Source organism: Clostridium sp. TJA085 (assembly GCF_058310235.1).
On sequence record NZ_JBZEEZ010000003.1, the window covers coordinates 117,076 to 134,054 of the forward strand.

General features: G+C 27.8%; 16 protein-coding genes, 1 tRNA gene and 1 riboswitch. Of the genes, 5 read left to right on the forward strand and 12 right to left on the reverse strand.

Translation table 11 applies throughout. From position 1 onward, the window contains the following. Nucleotides 1-8: 8 nt before the first annotated feature. A complete protein-coding gene (gene thiI / locus AC4FQW_RS09875) occupies nt 9-1,163 on the reverse strand; it encodes a tRNA uracil 4-sulfurtransferase ThiI (protein ID WP_303130603.1) in 1,155 nt (384 codons plus the stop codon). Further along, a complete protein-coding gene (locus AC4FQW_RS09880) occupies nt 1,160-2,305 on the reverse strand; it encodes a cysteine desulfurase family protein (RefSeq protein WP_491148857.1) in 1,146 nt (381 codons plus the stop codon). Before AC4FQW_RS09880 ends, thiI begins: the two co-directional genes overlap by 4 nt. Nucleotides 2,306-2,496: 191 nt before the next feature. On the opposite strand from AC4FQW_RS09880, the gene AC4FQW_RS09885 reads away from it, so the two are divergent. Both AC4FQW_RS09885 and AC4FQW_RS09890 read left to right on the forward strand, forming a co-directional pair. Next, entirely contained in the window at nt 2,497-2,661 is a 165-nt protein-coding gene (locus AC4FQW_RS09885) for a hypothetical protein (RefSeq protein ID WP_491148858.1), read from the forward strand. 70 nt (nt 2,662-2,731) lie between these two features. Further along, nucleotides 2,732-2,807: transfer RNA gene (locus tag AC4FQW_RS09890), tRNA-Met, on the forward strand. Nucleotides 2,808-2,895: 88 nt separating this feature from the next. On the opposite strand, the gene AC4FQW_RS09895 is transcribed toward AC4FQW_RS09890, so the two are convergent. After that, entirely contained in the window at nt 2,896-3,528 is a 633-nt protein-coding gene (locus AC4FQW_RS09895) for a cyclase family protein (RefSeq protein ID WP_491148860.1), read from the reverse strand. Nucleotides 3,529-3,964: 436 nt separating this feature from the next. Then, nucleotides 3,965-4,071, forward strand: a riboswitch (TPP riboswitch). A gap of 36 nt (nt 4,072-4,107) precedes the next feature. On the opposite strand from AC4FQW_RS09895, the gene thiT reads away from it, so the two are divergent. Beyond that, nucleotides 4,108-4,809 carry an energy-coupled thiamine transporter ThiT gene (gene thiT / locus AC4FQW_RS09900; RefSeq protein WP_491148861.1) on the forward strand — a complete coding sequence of 234 codons (702 nt, stop codon included), beginning with the start codon at nt 4,108-4,110 and terminating at the stop codon, nt 4,807-4,809. A gap of 52 nt (nt 4,810-4,861) precedes the next feature. On the opposite strand, the gene glmM is transcribed toward thiT, so the two are convergent. The 8 genes from glmM to cdaA all read right to left on the reverse strand — a co-directional run bounded on the left by glmM (nt 4,862) and on the right by cdaA (nt 13,563). After that, nucleotides 4,862-6,208, reverse strand: coding sequence for a phosphoglucosamine mutase (gene glmM / locus AC4FQW_RS09905; protein WP_491148863.1), 1,347 nt, complete (start codon nt 6,206-6,208; stop codon nt 4,862-4,864). A 73-nt stretch (nt 6,209-6,281) separates the two neighbouring features. Continuing rightward, complete coding sequence (locus tag AC4FQW_RS09910) at nt 6,282-6,596, reverse strand: YerC/YecD family TrpR-related protein (protein WP_491148865.1); 315 nt, start codon at nt 6,594-6,596, stop codon at nt 6,282-6,284. Between the two features lie 89 nt (nt 6,597-6,685). Beyond that, the gene (locus tag AC4FQW_RS09915; RefSeq protein WP_491148867.1) at nt 6,686-7,513 is read right to left on the reverse strand and encodes an AIM24 family protein; all 828 of its coding nucleotides are present in this window, start codon (nt 7,511-7,513) and stop codon (nt 6,686-6,688) included. A gap of 121 nt (nt 7,514-7,634) precedes the next feature. Continuing rightward, nucleotides 7,635-8,702, reverse strand: coding sequence for a butyrate kinase (gene buk / locus AC4FQW_RS09920; protein WP_491148869.1), 1,068 nt, complete (start codon nt 8,700-8,702; stop codon nt 7,635-7,637). A gap of 23 nt (nt 8,703-8,725) precedes the next feature. Next, nucleotides 8,726-9,634, reverse strand: coding sequence for a phosphate butyryltransferase (gene ptb, locus AC4FQW_RS09925; RefSeq protein WP_303130385.1), 909 nt, complete (start codon nt 9,632-9,634; stop codon nt 8,726-8,728). 190 nt (nt 9,635-9,824) lie between these two features. Beyond that, complete coding sequence (locus AC4FQW_RS09930) at nt 9,825-11,423, reverse strand: NAD(P)/FAD-dependent oxidoreductase (protein ID WP_491148871.1); 1,599 nt, start codon at nt 11,421-11,423, stop codon at nt 9,825-9,827. 11 nt (nt 11,424-11,434) lie between these two features. After that, nucleotides 11,435-12,739 (reverse strand): CdaR family protein, encoded by a 1,305-nt coding sequence (locus AC4FQW_RS09935; protein ID WP_491148872.1) that lies wholly within the window; start codon nt 12,737-12,739, stop codon nt 11,435-11,437. Then, a complete protein-coding gene (gene cdaA, locus AC4FQW_RS09940; protein ID WP_303130390.1) occupies nt 12,709-13,563 on the reverse strand; it encodes a diadenylate cyclase CdaA in 855 nt (284 codons plus the stop codon). Before cdaA ends, AC4FQW_RS09935 begins: the two co-directional genes overlap by 31 nt. 166 nt (nt 13,564-13,729) lie before the next feature. On the opposite strand from cdaA, the gene AC4FQW_RS09945 reads away from it, so the two are divergent. Together AC4FQW_RS09945 and AC4FQW_RS09950 are read left to right on the forward strand one after the other, a co-directional pair. Next, a complete protein-coding gene (locus tag AC4FQW_RS09945) occupies nt 13,730-14,734 on the forward strand; it encodes a hypothetical protein (RefSeq protein ID WP_491148874.1) in 1,005 nt (334 codons plus the stop codon). 62 nt (nt 14,735-14,796) lie between these two features. Then, nucleotides 14,797-15,420 (forward strand): cell wall hydrolase, encoded by a 624-nt coding sequence (locus AC4FQW_RS09950; protein ID WP_491148875.1) that lies wholly within the window; start codon nt 14,797-14,799, stop codon nt 15,418-15,420. A gap of 28 nt (nt 15,421-15,448) precedes the next feature. Here the strand turns inward: AC4FQW_RS09950 and AC4FQW_RS09955 are convergent, their stop codons facing one another. Then, nucleotides 15,449-16,906 (reverse strand): NADP-dependent glyceraldehyde-3-phosphate dehydrogenase, encoded by a 1,458-nt coding sequence (locus tag AC4FQW_RS09955; RefSeq protein ID WP_303130396.1) that lies wholly within the window; start codon nt 16,904-16,906, stop codon nt 15,449-15,451. Nucleotides 16,907-16,979: the final 73 nt, after the last annotated feature.

Below are 16,979 nucleotides of genomic sequence, written 5' to 3' on the forward strand. Positions count from 1 at the left end.
AATAAAATTTAAAATACTACAATTTCTGTTTGTTCTATAGCTTTTTCTACTAATTCATCTATATTTAGGCTTTCTTCTGATTTTTTTATATATTTAACTACTGGTTTTGTTTTTGGGTGTTTTGGCACAAATATAGTACAACAATCCTCATATGGAAGTATTGATGTTTCATAAGTTCCTATTTCTCTTGCTATATCCATTATGTCACCCTTATCCATTGTTATAAGAGGTCTAAATACTGGTCTATCAGCAACTTCAGTACTAACAGTAAGCCCTTCCATAGTTTGACTTGCAACTTGACCTATGCTTTCCCCACTTGATATACATTGAATTCCCTCTTTTTCTGCCATCTTACAAGCAACTCTCATCATAAATCTTCTCATTATAATAGTTAATTCATCTTCTGGACAATTATTTATTATTTCCATTTGAATATCAGTAAATGGAACTATAAATAGTCTAACCTTTTCTGTATACTCACTTAATATTTTTGCAAGCTCTTTTACTTTATCCTTTGCTCTCTCTGATGTGTATGGATGACTATGATAGTAAATGCAATTAAGTTCAACTCCACGTCTCGCCATTAAATAACCAGCTACTGGAGAATCAATTCCTCCTGATAACATAAGCATTGTACTACCATTTATTCCATAAGGAAGTCCTCCTACTGCTTTTATTCTATCTGCATTAGTATATATATAAGCTTTATCTCTTATCTCTACATTAACTAAGCACTCAGGATTTTTAACATCAACTTCCAAACTATCTTCATATATAGAAAGAACATATGCTCCTATTTCTCTTGATATATCCATAGACGTTCCTTTAAAACTCTTATTAGCTCTATTAGTTTGAATTTTAAATGTATTTGGTTCTGATTCTTTAATTTTCTTTAAAACCTCTTCCTTAATAGCATCCATATCTCTTTCAACTTGTGTCACTACACATATTTCTGCTATTCCAAATACTTTTCTTATTCTTTTAATTCCTTCTTCTATATTATCTATTTTAATAAAATATCTATTTTGATCATTTAATATTTCAAAATCTAATCCTTTAAGCTTCTTCTTTATATTATCTCTTAACCTTTTCTCAAACTTATTTCTGTTAAGTCCTTTTAAAAATATTTCAGATGCATATTTCACTAATATAAGTTTACTCATCTTTTTATCCTCCTTAAAAATGATAATGACCTTTTTAAATTATTTATAACTATATCAATTTCTTCTTTTGTGTTATCTTCACTAAAAGAAAATCTTACTCCACCTTCAGCATCTTTATCACAAAGACCAATTGCTTTTAAAACATAACTTCCACTTGCTATATTAGTCTTTGATGTACAAGCAGATCCAGTTGAAACATATATGTTATCTTCTTCTAACATATGAAGTAACACTTCAGCTCTTACCCCTTTAAATGTAATATTTAATATATATGGAGAGTGTTTTTCATCATTAGGACTATTTATATAAATATTATCTATTTCTTTTAATTTATTTATCATATATGCCTTTAATTCTAGAACATTCTCATAATTTTCTAATATATGACCATAAGATATTTCACACGCCTTTTTAAGTGCAATTATTCCTGGAACATTATGAGTGCCAGCTCTTAATCCACTTTCTTGACTTCCTCCATGTATTAAAGAATTTGGTCTTATTCCTTTTTTTAAATATAAGAAACCAGTTCCCTTAGGACCATGAAATTTATGTCCTGTTGTAGTTAGGATATCTATATTCATTTTCTTAACATTTATAAAAAATTTTCCATAAGCTTGAACTGCATCAACATGAAATTTCGCTCTACTACTCTTTTCTTTTATAAGTTTTCCTATTTTTTCTATATCTTGAATAGAACCAATTTCATTATTTACAAACATTATAGATATAAGTACTGTATCTTTGTTTATTGAATCTTCTAATTGCTTTAAAGAAATCATTCCATCTTTATCAACATCCAAATATGTAACATTAATACCTTTTTTCTCTAAATCCTCATATACTTTAAGAACTGAATGATGTTCAAATTTAGTTGTTATAACATGATTTCCGCTCTTTGGTATACCTTTTATAATTAAATTATTTCCTTCACTTGCACCAGAAGTAAAATAAATTTCGTCTTTATTTGCATTTATAGTACTAGCTATGTATTCTCTACATTCATCTAACTTTTTTTCTGCTTTTATTCCTATCTTATGTAAAGATGATGGATTACCATAATATTTTTCCATTGCATCTCCCATAACTTCAATTACTTCCTTATAAGGTTTTGTAGTTGCAGAATTATCTAAATAAATCTCCAAAGTAATACCTCCTTTTTATTAGTATTTACCTTTAAAATAAACTTAATTCTAAATTATATTCTTAGTATTCCTATATGTTTACTATGATTTAACTTTATTGATATAATATCAGCTTTTTCTATTTTTTTAAAGTAATATTTTCATTTTACTTTTTTCAGTAATGTGATATCTTATTTTTAGGAGATGATATCATGAATAATAAAACTAAAATTTCAAATAATAATTCAAAAACTTTAATTTGTCCTATTTGTGGAGATATTATGAATGAATACTTATATGCTTATGATAATTCAAAGATAGAAAAGATTAATTTTAAATGCCCTACTTGTGGTCATAAAGAAGTAAAAATTATATAATTTTATAAATTAGTTGACAAAGTGTTTATTTAGGAGTATAGTTAACCTACTGAATGATTTAAATAAATATCGCGGGATGGAGCAGTTGGTAGCTCGTCGGGCTCATAACCCGAAGGTCGTAGGTTCAAGTCCTGCTCCCGCAACCAAAAAAAAAGCTAGTTAGATTTCTAACTAGCTTTTAAGTTTAATTAAAATTTTATTTTTAATTGAAGTCTTCTTTAACTTATATTTTCTTTAATTATTTATTCCATAAACTCTGCAAGGTGCTCCATCTCCAGATTTTATTTTTAATGGTGCTATTATTATCTTAAAATTACCATTTATTTTATCTAATCCACAAAGGTTTTCTATTATAAGCTTATTATTTTTCAAAAGATTTTTATGATTTATTAACTTTTCATCATCTTCACAATCAATAGATATACAGTCGATCCCTATGCCTTTTAATGTTCTTATGTTACTAAGAAATCTTGATGCTTCATAAGATAATATAGGATAATTTAAAAAATATTTTTTATCATTCCAATATTTTTCATATCCTGTATTTAATATTAAATAATCACACTCTTCTATTTCTTTTTTATACTTTAAAATAAACTTTAAATCTATTATATTTCTTTCTTTACAATTTATCATATATGCTCTTCCTATAAAATCTTCTACATTAAAAGAATCTAAGAATTTCCCATCACTAAATACGTGTTTTGGAAAATCCATATGAGTTCCAGTATGTGATGATAAAGATATTTTTAATACATTGTATCCCTCCTTATCTATTGTACTTAATTCTTTTTTAAAATATCCTTCTTCTTCTGAATAAGAAGTCATATTATCTTCTAAATAATGTGTTAAATCATATATTTTCACTTTAATCACCTTTTCATTTTAATATTTTTATTTAATCTTTATAGATGCTTTAACTATATATTTAAAATAATAATTACTATTTTAAATTACTCTATCTATTATTAACTTAATTCACTCCTTTAATATATTCAGGAAAATTTCTTAACTTAGATACATGACCTATTCTATAAATGATGTTCTTGCTAACTCAACATATAAATAAAAAAATTATATTCGTATTTTAAATTACATTTTCTCCAGTCTATATGATAAAAAGTTTATAGCTATTTGTATTTTAATACGATTATTTAAATCCAACTATATACTATAATTATTTTTATAAGCTTTAATCACCATTAAATTTTACCACTTATTAACTTATATTTCATTTAATGTTTGAAATTTATTGACATTATAAACCTGTAATATTACAATAAGCTTGTCAATAAAATATTATTTTATGTGCTAGGGGTGCCTTTGTGGCTGAGAAATGCTTATATATTAGCATTAACCCTTTAACCTGATCTGGATAATACCGGCGTAGGAAAGCAAAAGACTCAGTTCTTTTACGTCCTTCTAGCACAAATAGGAGGTTTTTTTATGGAATTTTTAAATGATTGGGGAGAAAGATTTACAAATCTTTATACAAATATCCCTGAAAAATTTAGGACAATTTTAGAAAGTCCTATGTCTATACTAACTATAATCGCTTGTTTGGTTCTATTCTTTGCTTTATTTAAATTTAGAAAAATTAAATTAAATGCAAGGATAATGACCAATATAGCTATCGCCTTAGCACTTTCTACAATTCTTAATGTTTTTAGACTATATAGATTTCCTCAAGGAGGAAGTATAACCTTAGGCTGTATGGTACCAATACTTATAATAGCATTTGCTTATGGTAAAGAAATAGGTTTTTTAACTGGATTTCTGTACGGAATAATTAATTTATTCACTGATCCATATATAATACATCCAATTCAAATGCTTTTTGATTATCCATTACCATCGCTAGCTATGGGACTTGCTGGAATAAATTATTTCAGAAAAAATCATAGAATGCTTGGTGTGTTTGTAGCATTCTTTACAAAATTTTTATGTCACTTTATATCAGGAGTCGTGTTCTTTGGTTCATTTGCCCCAGCTGAAATGGGTGCGTTATTATATTCAGCAGTAGTAAATCTTCCTTTAGTTGGAGCTGAAATGATAATATGCATGATTATTTTAAAACTTATTCCAATAAGTAGATTATTAAGAACCTTAAACCCCGAGTTTACTGATAATTCAATAAAAGCTGTATAAAAAAATGAGAAGTTATTTTAAAATAACTTCTCATTTTAACTATAATTAAAATTTATTTACACTTATCTAATATCATATCAGCTAAGTTATGAGCTATCTTATCTATTTCTTCTTGATCTTCACCTTCTAGCATAACTCTAACTAATGGTTCTGTTCCTGAAGGTCTTATCAAAACTCTTCCTCTTCCATCCATTAATTTTTCCATTCTTTCTATTTCAGCTATTATTTCAGCATCCTTTAAGTAAATATCTTTTTTATCATTAGGTACTGTTGCATTTACTAAAACTTGAGGAAGCTCTCTCATAATTGAACATAACTCACTTAAAGTTTTATTGCTTCTCTTTAATATTGATGCAACTTGTAATGCAGTAACTAATCCATCTCCTGTTGTATTACATTCTAAGAATATAATATGACCTGATTGCTCTCCACCAATTACGTATCCCTTATCTAGCATTTCTTCTAATACGTATCTATCTCCAACTTTAGTTTTTACAGTTTTTATTCCTAATTCTTTACAAGCAATATCTAGTCCTAAATTACTCATAACCGTAACTACTAAAGTGTCTTCTTTAAGTCTTCCTATTTCTTTTAAATATTTAGCACATAAAGTTAATATAAAATCTCCATTAACTAAATTTCCCTTTTCATCAACAGCTAAACATCTATCTGCATCTCCATCAAATGCGAATCCAACATCACAACCCTTTTTAACCACATATTCCATAAGTTCTTCTGGATGAGTTGATCCACAATTTTCATTTATATTTGTTCCATCTGGATTATCATTTATAACATAAACTTCTGCTCCTAAATCTCTAAAAGCTTGCACAGCTGCTTTATATGCCGCTCCATTTGCACAATCTAATGCTATTTTTAATCCTGAAAGATTTACTGCTGTTGTACTTTTTGCAAACTCAATATAATCTTCTAAAGCTGAAACTTCTACTCTTTCCCTTCCAAGTGCTGTTCCTACTGGACTTGGTACTCCTTCAAAACCTGATTCTATTACTCTTTGTATTTCATCTTCAAGTTCATCAGAAAGCTTGTAACCTTTGTTGTTAAAGAATTTTATACCATTATATTCTACTGGGTTATGTGAAGCTGATATCATAACTCCAGCATCTGCTCCATACTCTCTAGTTAAGTGTGCAACTGCTGGTGTTGGTATAACTCCAAGCACAACTGCTTCTGCTCCAACAGATAATATACCAGCAACTAATGCAGCCTCTAACATATCCCCTGATATTCTAGTATCTTTTGCAACTAATATTTTGGGTTTATGAGCACCTTCTGTTAATACATAAGCTCCAGCTCTTCCTAAATTATATGCAAGTTCAGCAGTAAGTTCTGTATTTGCTACTCCTCTTACTCCATCAGTTCCAAACATTCTACTCATAAAAATTTACCTCTTTCTGTTCTTTTAAGTTAACTATTTTTAACTTTTCTACTACTATATTATATTTGTTTCATTATTTATTGACAACTTTTTCATTATTAATTCTATCTAAAATAATTTTATATCCGTCACTTCCATAATTTAAACATCTATTTACTCTACTTATAGTAGCAGTACTAGCTCCTGTTTCTTCTGCAATTTCTGTATAAGTTTTCTTTTCTTTCAATAACTTAGCTACCCATATTCTTTGAGATAAGCTTTTTAATTCAGTAATTGTTGCTATATCTTCAAAAAACTTATAACATTCATCCTTATTTTCTAATTTTAATATACATTCAAAAAGTAACTCTATATCCTCACCTTTTATCTTTGAATTTAGTGTACTCATAATTTCTCCTCCGTACTTTATAAATATACCCTATATTATATCATCTTTAATTTAATAATTCACAACTTTATTACACAAAAGAATTTACATTATTTATCATAAAAATCTTCTCTTTTAAAATTATCTTTTTTATTTATCTCTCTAATTTTATCATAAACTATTTTAGTTGGAACTAACCATACCTCACCAGTTCCCCTATAAACATTTAAAAATCCTTCTCCACTTGCTGCACTTCCTATCATTGAAGTTGCAGACTTTTCTACTGAAAACTTTATATTTCCACTTCTTAAAATTGCAAAACTACCATCAATTTTTAAAGTATCATTATTTAATCTACAAACAAAAACTTCATTTTCTGGTACAGGAAGTTCTAATGCAACAATTCCACTTCCATAAACTTTTGTTTGAAATAAACCTTCTTCTCCAAAAAGTACAGCAGAAAATGTTTTTTGACCAGTTGCTTCTAAATAAACCTCTTCTTCACTTGCCAAAAACATTCCATCATCTATTATTATCTCATCATCTTGAAGTTCTATAAGTGCATAATGTTTAAAAGATGGCTCTAAAAAAATTTCTCCACTACCTTCATATGTAGGCTTGAACATTTCCTCCCCTGTCAATTTGCTTGATATAAATTTTTTTGATATACCAATTAAACCTCCAGTTTTATTTATTATATTTATGTCACCTTTCATGTAACTTAAAGCTCCACTTTCTACTTTAACACGACTTTCATTTAATATTATTCTTATTTGTTTTAATTTAATTCCACTTTTTTTCATAATATTTAAATCAAAAGCCGTATCTACATCAACAGCACCATTTAACTCATCATATTCTAAAACTTGAAACCTAGAATCATTTGTCATCTGAGCTATCATAGTTAATTGATTTTCAAAATTTAAGCTTGTCCTCATAATAACCTCCAATAATTAGGTATTATGTATCTAAAAAAGAGATACATCTACATTATAGACATATCTCTTTTTTTTATTCAACGGATTAATAAATTAATATCTATTCTCAAAACTAAATTAATTAATAAACTTTAGCTTCTTCTTCACCATTTAATACTCTTATAGCACCTTGTGCTAAAGCTAATAATTCATCTTCTCCTGGATATGCTTTAACTTCTGAAATCCAATCTACTCTCTTGCTTATATCTCTTACAACTTCTTCTGAGTAAGCTATACCACCAGTTAAAATTATCTTATCTACTTTTCCTTCTAATACTGTTGCCATTGCCCCTACTTCTTTTGCTACTTGATATATAAATGCATCGTATATTAATTTAGATTCCTTATCCCCTTTAAAAGCTGCATCTCTAACATCTCTAAAATCATTTGTATCAAGGTAAGCTACACATCCACCTTTACCTACTAACTTAGTATAAACTTCTTTTTCACTGTATTTTCCACTAAAACACATTTTTATAAGATCACCTGATGGAACTCCACCTGCTCTTTCTGGTGAAAATGGACCATCTCCATCTAATGCATTATTTACATCAACAACTCTACCATGTTTATGAGCTCCAACGGATACTCCTCCACCCATGTGTACAACTATTAAATTTAAATTTTCATATCCTTTTCCACTTTCTTTTCCAAATCTTTTAGCTACTGCTTTTTGATTTAATGCATGAAATTTACTTTTTCTTGGTAGTTCTGGTACACCTGAAATTCTTGCTACATCATCTAATTCATCTACAACAACAGGATCAACTATAAAAGCTGGTATATTTAATTCTCCGGCAATTTCCTTTGATAATATTCCACCTAGATTTGAAGCATGTGGTCCTTGAACTCCAATTTTTAAATCCTCTGCTAATTCATCTGTTACTTTATAAGTACCACCTGGAATTGGTTTAAGCATTCCACCTCTACCAACTACGGCATTTAATGTATTTATATCAAAGTTCTTTTCTTTTAATACATTTAATATAACTTCTTTTCTAAAATCTAACTGATCAAATATTGTAGCATATTTTGCTATTTCATCTGATGAATGTCTCAAAGTCTCTTCTAATACTTCTCTTTCATCTTCATAAACTCCAATTTTAGTTGAAGTTGACCCTGGATTTATAATTAATAATTTATATGACATCTATTACTACCTCCCAATAAATTCTACTTTAATGATTCAGCAACTAATGCTGCTAATGCTATTGAATTAACTTTTGTTTCAAATGAATCTGCTCTTGAAGTTAATATAACTGGTGCTGATGTTCCAACTAATAGTCCACCATTTTTTGATTTTGAAGTATAAGTTAAACATTTGTACATAACATTAGCTGTTTCTATATTTGGAAGCATTATTATATCTGCTTTTCCTGCAACTGGTCCTGATATTCCTTTATGATGTGCTGCTTCTTCTGATAATGCATTATCAAGGGCTAAAGGTCCATCAACTATACAACCCTTTATTTGTCCTCTATCATTCATTTTTGATAATAATGAAGCATCTAAAGTTGCTGGCATATCTGGATTTACTACTTCAACTGCACAAATTGGTGCTACCTTTGGCATTTGTAATCCACAAGCATGAGCTACTGAAACTGCATTATCTATTATTTGTTTTTTCGCTTTTAAATCTGGGTACGTATTAAAAGCTGCATCTGTTAGATATATTAATCTATCTATTCCTTCTATTTCAAATACTGCAACATGTGACATAAGTCTTCCAGTTCTTAATCCAACTTCCTTATTTAACACGCTTCTTAAAAATGTTGCAGTGTCTACTAATCCCTTCATGACCATATCTGCTTTTCCGCTTGATACAAGTTGTACTGCAAATAAAGCTGCTTTTTTATTATCTTTTTCATGTACTATTTCATATCCTGATAAATCCATTCCTATTTTATCAGCAATTTTTTTTATTTCATGTTTATCTCCAACTAATATTGCATCTGCTATACCTTTATCTTTTGCTGATTTTACAGCCTCTAATACTGGTTCATCTTGTGCTACAGCTACAGCTACCTTTTTAGGTTCAACTTCTTTAACCTTTGATAATAAATCTTCAAAATTCTTACTCATTTACCGCACCTCTTACCTTTTATATTTTAAAATCATTGATTTAGTGTACTTTTAATAATACTTCTGGTATTTTTTGTTGTTAATTTTGTAACAAATTATATTTATATTGTATCAGATAATTACTTTAAAACTTAAATTGTCAGAAAATTTATTTCAAAAAAAGTAGCTCAAAAAGCTACTTTTTTTCATTTTATTTTACACAATATTCTTCCATTATTCTTTCTGCAACTTTTATACCATCAACAGCAGCAGATACTATACCCCCAGCAAAACCAGCTCCTTCTCCTGTAGGATATAAACCATTAACAGTTACACTTTTAAGCATTTCATTTCTTGGCATTCTAACCGGTGCAGATGTTCTTGTTTCAATTGCAGTTAATACAGCATCATCCATATCATATCCCTTTATTCTTTTGCCAAATACTTTTATTCCTTCTTTAATTGTATCTACTACATATGAAGGTAAACATTCCCTCAAATCTTTAAATACATATCCCGGTTTATAACTTGGAATAACACTACCAAGTTTTGTTGATATGTTATCATTTAAAAAGTCCCCAACTAATTGTATAGGTGCATTATAGTTTTCACCACCTACCTTAAATGCAAGATTTTCATAATATCTTTGAAATTCCATTCCAGCAAGCGGATGATTTCCTTTAAAATCTTCAGGACCAACAGTTACAACTAATGCTGAGTTTGCATTATCTAAATCTCTAGCATGATAACTCATTCCATTTGAAACTAACCTACCTTCTTCTGATGCTGCGCCAACAACTACTCCTCCTGGACACATACAAAAAGAATAAACTCCCCTATTTTGAACTTCACTTTGATATGCTAATCTATATTCTGCAGCTTTTAATTTTGGATGATTTGCGTATTCTCCATATTGACTTTCATTTATAACTTCTTGAGGATGCTCTATCCTAACGCCTATAGCAAAAGCTTTTTGTTCCATTTTAACTCCACTTTCATAAAGCATTTCATAAGTATCTCTTGAACTATGTCCTATAGCTAAAACTAAACATTCACATTTAACTTCTTTTCCATTTACTATTATACTTTTAAGCTTTCCATCCTCTATATTTATATTTTCTAATTTTGAATTAAAATAAACTTCTCCACCTAGTGATTTTATTTCTTCTCTTATATTTTTAACAACTGTTTTTAATATATCAGTTCCAACATGTGGTTTTGCTACATAGGTAATTTCTTCTGGAGCTCCATTTTTTACAAGTTCCTCTAATACAAATGAACATCTTTTATCTTTTATTCTAGTTGTAAGCTTTCCATCAGAAAATGCTCCTGCTCCCCCTTCACCGAATTGAACATTTGAGTTTAAGTTTAATTTTCTATTCTTCCAAAACTCTTCAACAGTTTTTGTTCTACTATCAACATCTTCTCCTCTTTCAAAAATTATTGGATTATATCCATGCTTTGCAAGAGTTAAAGCTGCATATAAACCTGCTGGACCTAATCCTATAACAACAGGCCTTGAAGTTAATCTTTTATCTCCATATATAAAAGTTTCTTCTTTTATCTCTTCTTCAAGCTTTACACTATTACTTTTAATTTTATTAACTATCTTCTTTTCATTATTGCACTTTATATCAATACAATAACTAAATTTTATATTATCTTTTTTTCTAGCATCTAAGCTTTCCTTTATTATTTTTAATTCTTTTATTTCACTTTCTTTTATTTTTAACTTTTTAGCTACTTTATTTTTTAATAATGATTTATCTTCATCTATACTTAAAGTAACCCCATTAACTCTTATTGCCATACCATTTTCTCCTAAGTTGTTTTCTTATTATTATCTTGTTTATTTTCATTATTATCAGTTGAAGTTGCTTTATCCTTATCTTTTAAAGAGAATTTTACTTTTTCAACATTTGATATTTTAGCATCAATATTTTTATTTAACTTTACATTTGGTTCTCCTTCAAAAGTACCACTTTGGTTATAAGAACCTAAATCCAATGTAGCAGAAAAATCTCCACTTGTTAAGTTATCTAAATCAGTCTGTTTTCCATTTACAGTAATGCTAATTGTTTCAGTTTTATTATTAATCTCTAACTTGTCATTTAAACCTGTATATGTAATTGGAATATCGAAATTTTTTGTTGTATTTTTTTCAGTTTCATCTTTTTTATTTTCTTCTTTTAAAACTTCTATTTTTACATTTACATATCCATCTCCAGTTGCTAATTTAACTCCTTCTGGCAAAATTATTTTAACTTTTTTATCTGTTGTTTCTGTTATGCCAGACAAATCTATTGGCTCAGTTTTTAATGATTTTAATTGAGATATAAAATTTGTATCTCCAACTACCTGTACCGCAGTTATATCTGGTGTTATCTTAGATATTTTATATCCATCTGGTAATTGTCCTGTAGTACTTGTCTCTATATCTATTGATTTACCATTATTAACAGAAACACTAATTTTACCAATAGTCTTACTTAATGTAACATCTTTTACTACTTCCCCATTTGAGTCTAATGCTTCAAGTGGAAATTGTTTTGTTATATTTCCACTTACATTTTTTAATTGCCCTACTAACGCAACTCTATCTATTTTATTAATAGAACTTTCAGGACCTGAAACTTGTACTTTTTCAGATGTAAAACTTTCATTTTTTTTATAAACATTATTTGAATAAGTTATATTTACATTTGATACTGTATCAAATTCTTTTTTAATTAATTTTTCTAATTTTACAGCAACTATAAGATTACTATCATTTTGTATATTTACTTGACTTGGAGAATTAACAACTTGAACAGGTATATTATTAATACCTGTTTTTAATGCATATTCTCCCATATCTGCAACTAACGAAAATTCCTCTTTAGTAACTGAATAAATATATTTAGAATCTCCTTCTATTTTAATATCTACAGTAAATTCTTGACCTGGTGATATAGCTAAATTAAACTGATTTAAAGATTGTGTATTAACAAGTCTAACAGGAATACCCTTTAATGTATAAGTTCTTATAGAACTTTGAACATTAGTTACATAAAGCCATAGACCAAATGATAGTAAAACACATACTAATTTTACTATTATTTTTTGTCTTTTATCCTTTTTATCCATGTTTTCACCCTCTCACCAGCTGATTTTACTTTTCTATTTTCATTATTTTTCATCATAGTTAACAATGTTGTTTTTAATTTTTCTTTATCATAGTTTCTTGTTAATCTTCCACTCATTGCAAGAGAAATTGTTCCAGTTTCTTCTGATACTATTATTACTAATGCATCTGAATTTTCTGAAAGGCCTATTCCAGCTCTATGTCTAGTACCTAGCTTCTTATTTATAGAATTATTACTTGTAAGAGGTAAAACACACCCTGAAGCATAAATTCTATCTTGCCTAATAATTGTTGCTCCATCATGAAGTGGTGTATTAACAACAAATATATTTTCTAAAAGTGCAGAACTTACAACAGCATCTACTATAGTTCCTGAGGCTAAAACCTCTCCAAGACCTGTTCCTTGTTCTATTGCAATTAATGCACCTGTTTTTGTTTCAGCTAAGTCTTGTACTGCCGTTACGATTTCATCTATTACTTTTTCTCTTTCTTGAACATCTCTAATATTATGTGTTTCATCAAATGCACTTCTTCCTAAATGTTCAAGAGCACGCCTTATTTCAGGCTGGAATATAATAACAACTGAAAGAACTCCTATAGTTAAAGTTTTATTTAATATAAAATATAACATATCTAATCTTAGAATATAGCTTATTGGAATTAATGCAACTATTAAAATTATTCCTTTTAATAACTGTTCAGCTCTAGTTTCCTTTATTAACATATATCCTTTGTAGAAAATATATGAAACAACTAATATATCAACTATAGACCAAATTGATATATGTCTTATTGAATTCATTGCTCCAATAAAAAAATCTTGCATCAGTTTCACCCCTTTTTTTCTTATGTCTTTTATAAATTATACACCAAATACACAAAGCTTAATATAACAAGTCTTTTACTTTTTTCTATTTTTAATAATAATTTAAAACCTTATCTAATATAATTTAAAGATTACTTTATTTAGATTATGAAAAGGAGGCACTTAAGTGGAAAATAATAAAAAATTAAATTTAGAAAAAATACTAAAATACATTAAAAACAAAAAAAAACTTATAATCATTTTTTTAATAATTATGTTAACTCCATTTTTACTGCTTATTATAACCAAAATAACTCCTTCTAGTAGAAGCATTACAAAACTTAATAAAATTTCAAAAGAAATTTCATCAATAAATGATACTTTCAAAGATTCTATAGAAGCAGAAAGTATAAACACAGACTCTGCAAAAAATTCACTTTCTTTAGCAATAGTTAATTTAAATAATATTAAAATACCTCTTGAAACAATGAATGTACCAGAGGATGTAAATCTAGCTAAAGAACAACTACTTAATACATTAAATTTAAACATATCATTATGCGAACAAAGTCTTTCTATATTCATGAATCCAGCAAACCCAAAATTAAATGATAAAATAACCCAGTATAAAACATCATTAGATGATTTTAAAGATAATAACTCAAAGTTATCAAACTTTAGAATAAAAAAAGTAATTTCAGAAGATTCTATTGAATTCTTTAATAAATCAATATCTTATTTTAATACTATGATTAAAATTAACATAATGAAAGATATTAACAAAGAAAAAATATCAGATTATATTTTAGGCGTAGATAAAATATCAAATAAATTTATTGAAATAAAAGAAGATTTAAAGCCAGCATTAGAAGACATAAAGAAGAATAATAGAAGTTTATATGTTTTAATAGAAGATTTAGAGAATAAAAATTTAATTTTTACGAATATTAAAAATGATTTATATTCATTAAGCATTCCCGAAGATGCTATTAAAATAAATGAATTATTAAAAGACACAATTAAATGTTATGAAAATTATTCCTACTCATTAAAGGATATATTATATAAAGATCTTAAAGAAAATAATGAATTACCATTATCACATTATGATGACTGTTTTTCTAATTATAATAAATTTATAAGTTCCTTAGATAACTTCAATAAAAACTTAGATTTATTTAAAAGAAATTAAGAATAAAATCTCTTTTTTCAGGTAATACTATTATTCGACTAGCTTGTAAAAGGAGGTTATTTATGAAAAAGTTTATAAGTCTTATATTATTTTCCTTAATGATGATATCTTCCATAGAAGCAAACGCTTCTGTAATTAATTTATTTGATTATATATCATTACAAGATGAAAAATTAGACTTAATCGCAAGCAAGACTAATATTGATACTTCTAAAGATTTAAAAAATAAAACTACAAGCAATAATACAACTACTAATGATAGTAAAAAAATTTCAAACAATAATATAGAAGTCTTCAACCACAATGGTAATCAATTAATAATATCTAAAGCAGATATTGATTTAATGGCTAAGCTTGTTTATTGCGAAAGTCGTGGAGAACCATTTGAAGGGAAAGTAGCAGTAGCGTCTGTTGTATTAAATAGAGTTATGCACCCTCAATTTCCAAATACAATAAATGGCGTAATATTTCAAAAAAATGCTTTTTCATGTGTTGTAAATGGAAAATTAGAAGCTAATCCTACTAATGCGTGCTATGATGCAGTTTATGAAGCTATAAGAGGTAAAGATCCGACTAATGAAGCTTTATTCTATTATAATCCTTCAATAGCTACTTGTTCTTGGATGAAGGAAACATCAAAAAAGGATACTAAAAGAATTGGTAATCATACATTTTTTAAAAAATAAAAAGAGGTTCCTAGTTAGGAACCTCTTTTTATTTTAAGTTTATTACTGTAGCTTTAGGTCTAGACATAGCCTCAATTGAATATTGAACACCTTGTGTTCCCATACCTGATGATTTTACTCCTAAGAATGGGAAATGGTCTGGACCTCTTTCTGTTTTATTATTTACTTGAACTGTACCAACTTCTAATCTATTTGCAACATAAAAAGCTTTATTTATATCATTTGTAAATACAGATGATTGAAGACCATATTCTGATTCATTTGCAATTTTTATTGCTTCATCTGCACTTTTTACTCTAATTATAGGAAGAACAGGACCAAAAGGTTCTTCCCAAGCAATCCTCATATCAGTTGTAACATTATCAAATAATGTTGGCATTATAATATTTCCTTTTCTCTCTCCACCTAATAAAAGTTTAGCACCTTTATTTTTAGCATCTTCTATTAAACCTTCTACAAAATCACATGATTTTGAATTAATTAAAGGTCCTACAGTAAAATCTCCTTCTAAAGGATTACCAACTGTAACAGAATCTATTTTATGTAATATTTCTTCTACTAATTTATCTGCTATAGTATCTAATACCAATACTCTTTTAACTGCTGTACATCTTTGGCCTGAGTAAGAAAAAGCACCAGAAACTATATTCTTAGCAGCTAAAGTTAAATCTGCATCTTCTAATACTATTGCAGCATCTTTTCCACCAAGTTCCATTAAAAGTGGTTTCATTTCAGTAATTCTTGATATTCTTTTACCTACTTCACTACTTCCAGTAAAGTTTACAAAATCAATATCTTTATGTGTTACTACATAATCTCCTATTTCACTACCTTTACCTGTTATTGTATTTAATACTCCACTAGGTATTCCTGCTTCATTAAATGCTTTAGCAAGATAAAGTCCACAAATGCTTCCCTGAGTTGCAGGCTTAAATACAACGGTATTTCCCGCCATTAAAGCTGGTGCAATCTTTGATGCAGCTAAATTAACTGGATAATTAAATGGTGATATTGCAAGAACTACTCCTAAAGGTTCTCTAGTAACTATTGAGATTTTATCATTTTTAAATCCTGGGAATGAATCTCCTGGAATTGATTCCCCTTTTATATTTTCAGCAGTATCAGCGGTAAACCTTATTAAGTCTGCAGTTCTTTTTATTTCTGACATACAACTTCTTCTATCTTTACCTATTTCAATAACCATAACATCTGCCATTTCTTCTATTCTTTCTTCTAAAAGATCAGCAACATTATGAAGTAATTTTGATTTTTCATTTGTAGGTACATCTCTCCAGCTTAACTGAGTTTCCTTTGCTACATTTATTGCTTCATCAACAGCTTCCTTACTCATAGCTTCAACAAAACCTACTGTTTCTCCATTTATTGGAGACTTTATTTCTATTATATTATCATTATTTTTAATTTCCCATTTTCCTTTTAAAAGATTTGAATAAATCTTTTTGCCATCTATATTTTGAAAAAACATATTCCACCTCCATCAATAAAATATTTCTATTAATATTTATTATTAATTATAAATTATTTTTAATTAATTTTCT

Coding starts and splice junctions, on each gene's coding strand:
- thiI (WP_303130603.1), bottom strand. CDS start 1,163: ATGAGTAAACTTATATTAGTGAAATATGCATCTGAAATATTTTTAAAA.
- AC4FQW_RS09885 (WP_491148858.1), top strand. CDS start 2,497: ATGAATAATAAAACTAAAATTTCAAATAATAATTCAAAAACTTTAATT.
- thiT (WP_491148861.1), top strand. CDS start 4,108: ATGGAATTTTTAAATGATTGGGGAGAAAGATTTACAAATCTTTATACA.
- glmM (WP_491148863.1), bottom strand. CDS start 6,208: ATGAGTAGAATGTTTGGAACTGATGGAGTAAGAGGAGTAGCAAATACA.
- AC4FQW_RS09910 (WP_491148865.1), bottom strand. CDS start 6,596: ATGAGTACACTAAATTCAAAGATAAAAGGTGAGGATATAGAGTTACTT.
- AC4FQW_RS09915 (WP_491148867.1), bottom strand. CDS start 7,513: ATGAGGACAAGCTTAAATTTTGAAAATCAATTAACTATGATAGCTCAG.
- buk (WP_491148869.1), bottom strand. CDS start 8,702: ATGTCATATAAATTATTAATTATAAATCCAGGGTCAACTTCAACTAAA.
- ptb (WP_303130385.1), bottom strand. CDS start 9,634: ATGAGTAAGAATTTTGAAGATTTATTATCAAAGGTTAAAGAAGTTGAA.
- AC4FQW_RS09930 (WP_491148871.1), bottom strand. CDS start 11,423: ATGGCAATAAGAGTTAATGGGGTTACTTTAAGTATAGATGAAGATAAA.
- AC4FQW_RS09935 (WP_491148872.1), bottom strand. CDS start 12,739: ATGGATAAAAAGGATAAAAGACAAAAAATAATAGTAAAATTAGTATGT.
- cdaA (WP_303130390.1), bottom strand. CDS start 13,563: ATGCAAGATTTTTTTATTGGAGCAATGAATTCAATAAGACATATATCA.
- AC4FQW_RS09950 (WP_491148875.1), top strand. CDS start 14,797: ATGAAAAAGTTTATAAGTCTTATATTATTTTCCTTAATGATGATATCT.
- AC4FQW_RS09955 (WP_303130396.1), bottom strand. CDS start 16,906: ATGTTTTTTCAAAATATAGATGGCAAAAAGATTTATTCAAATCTTTTA.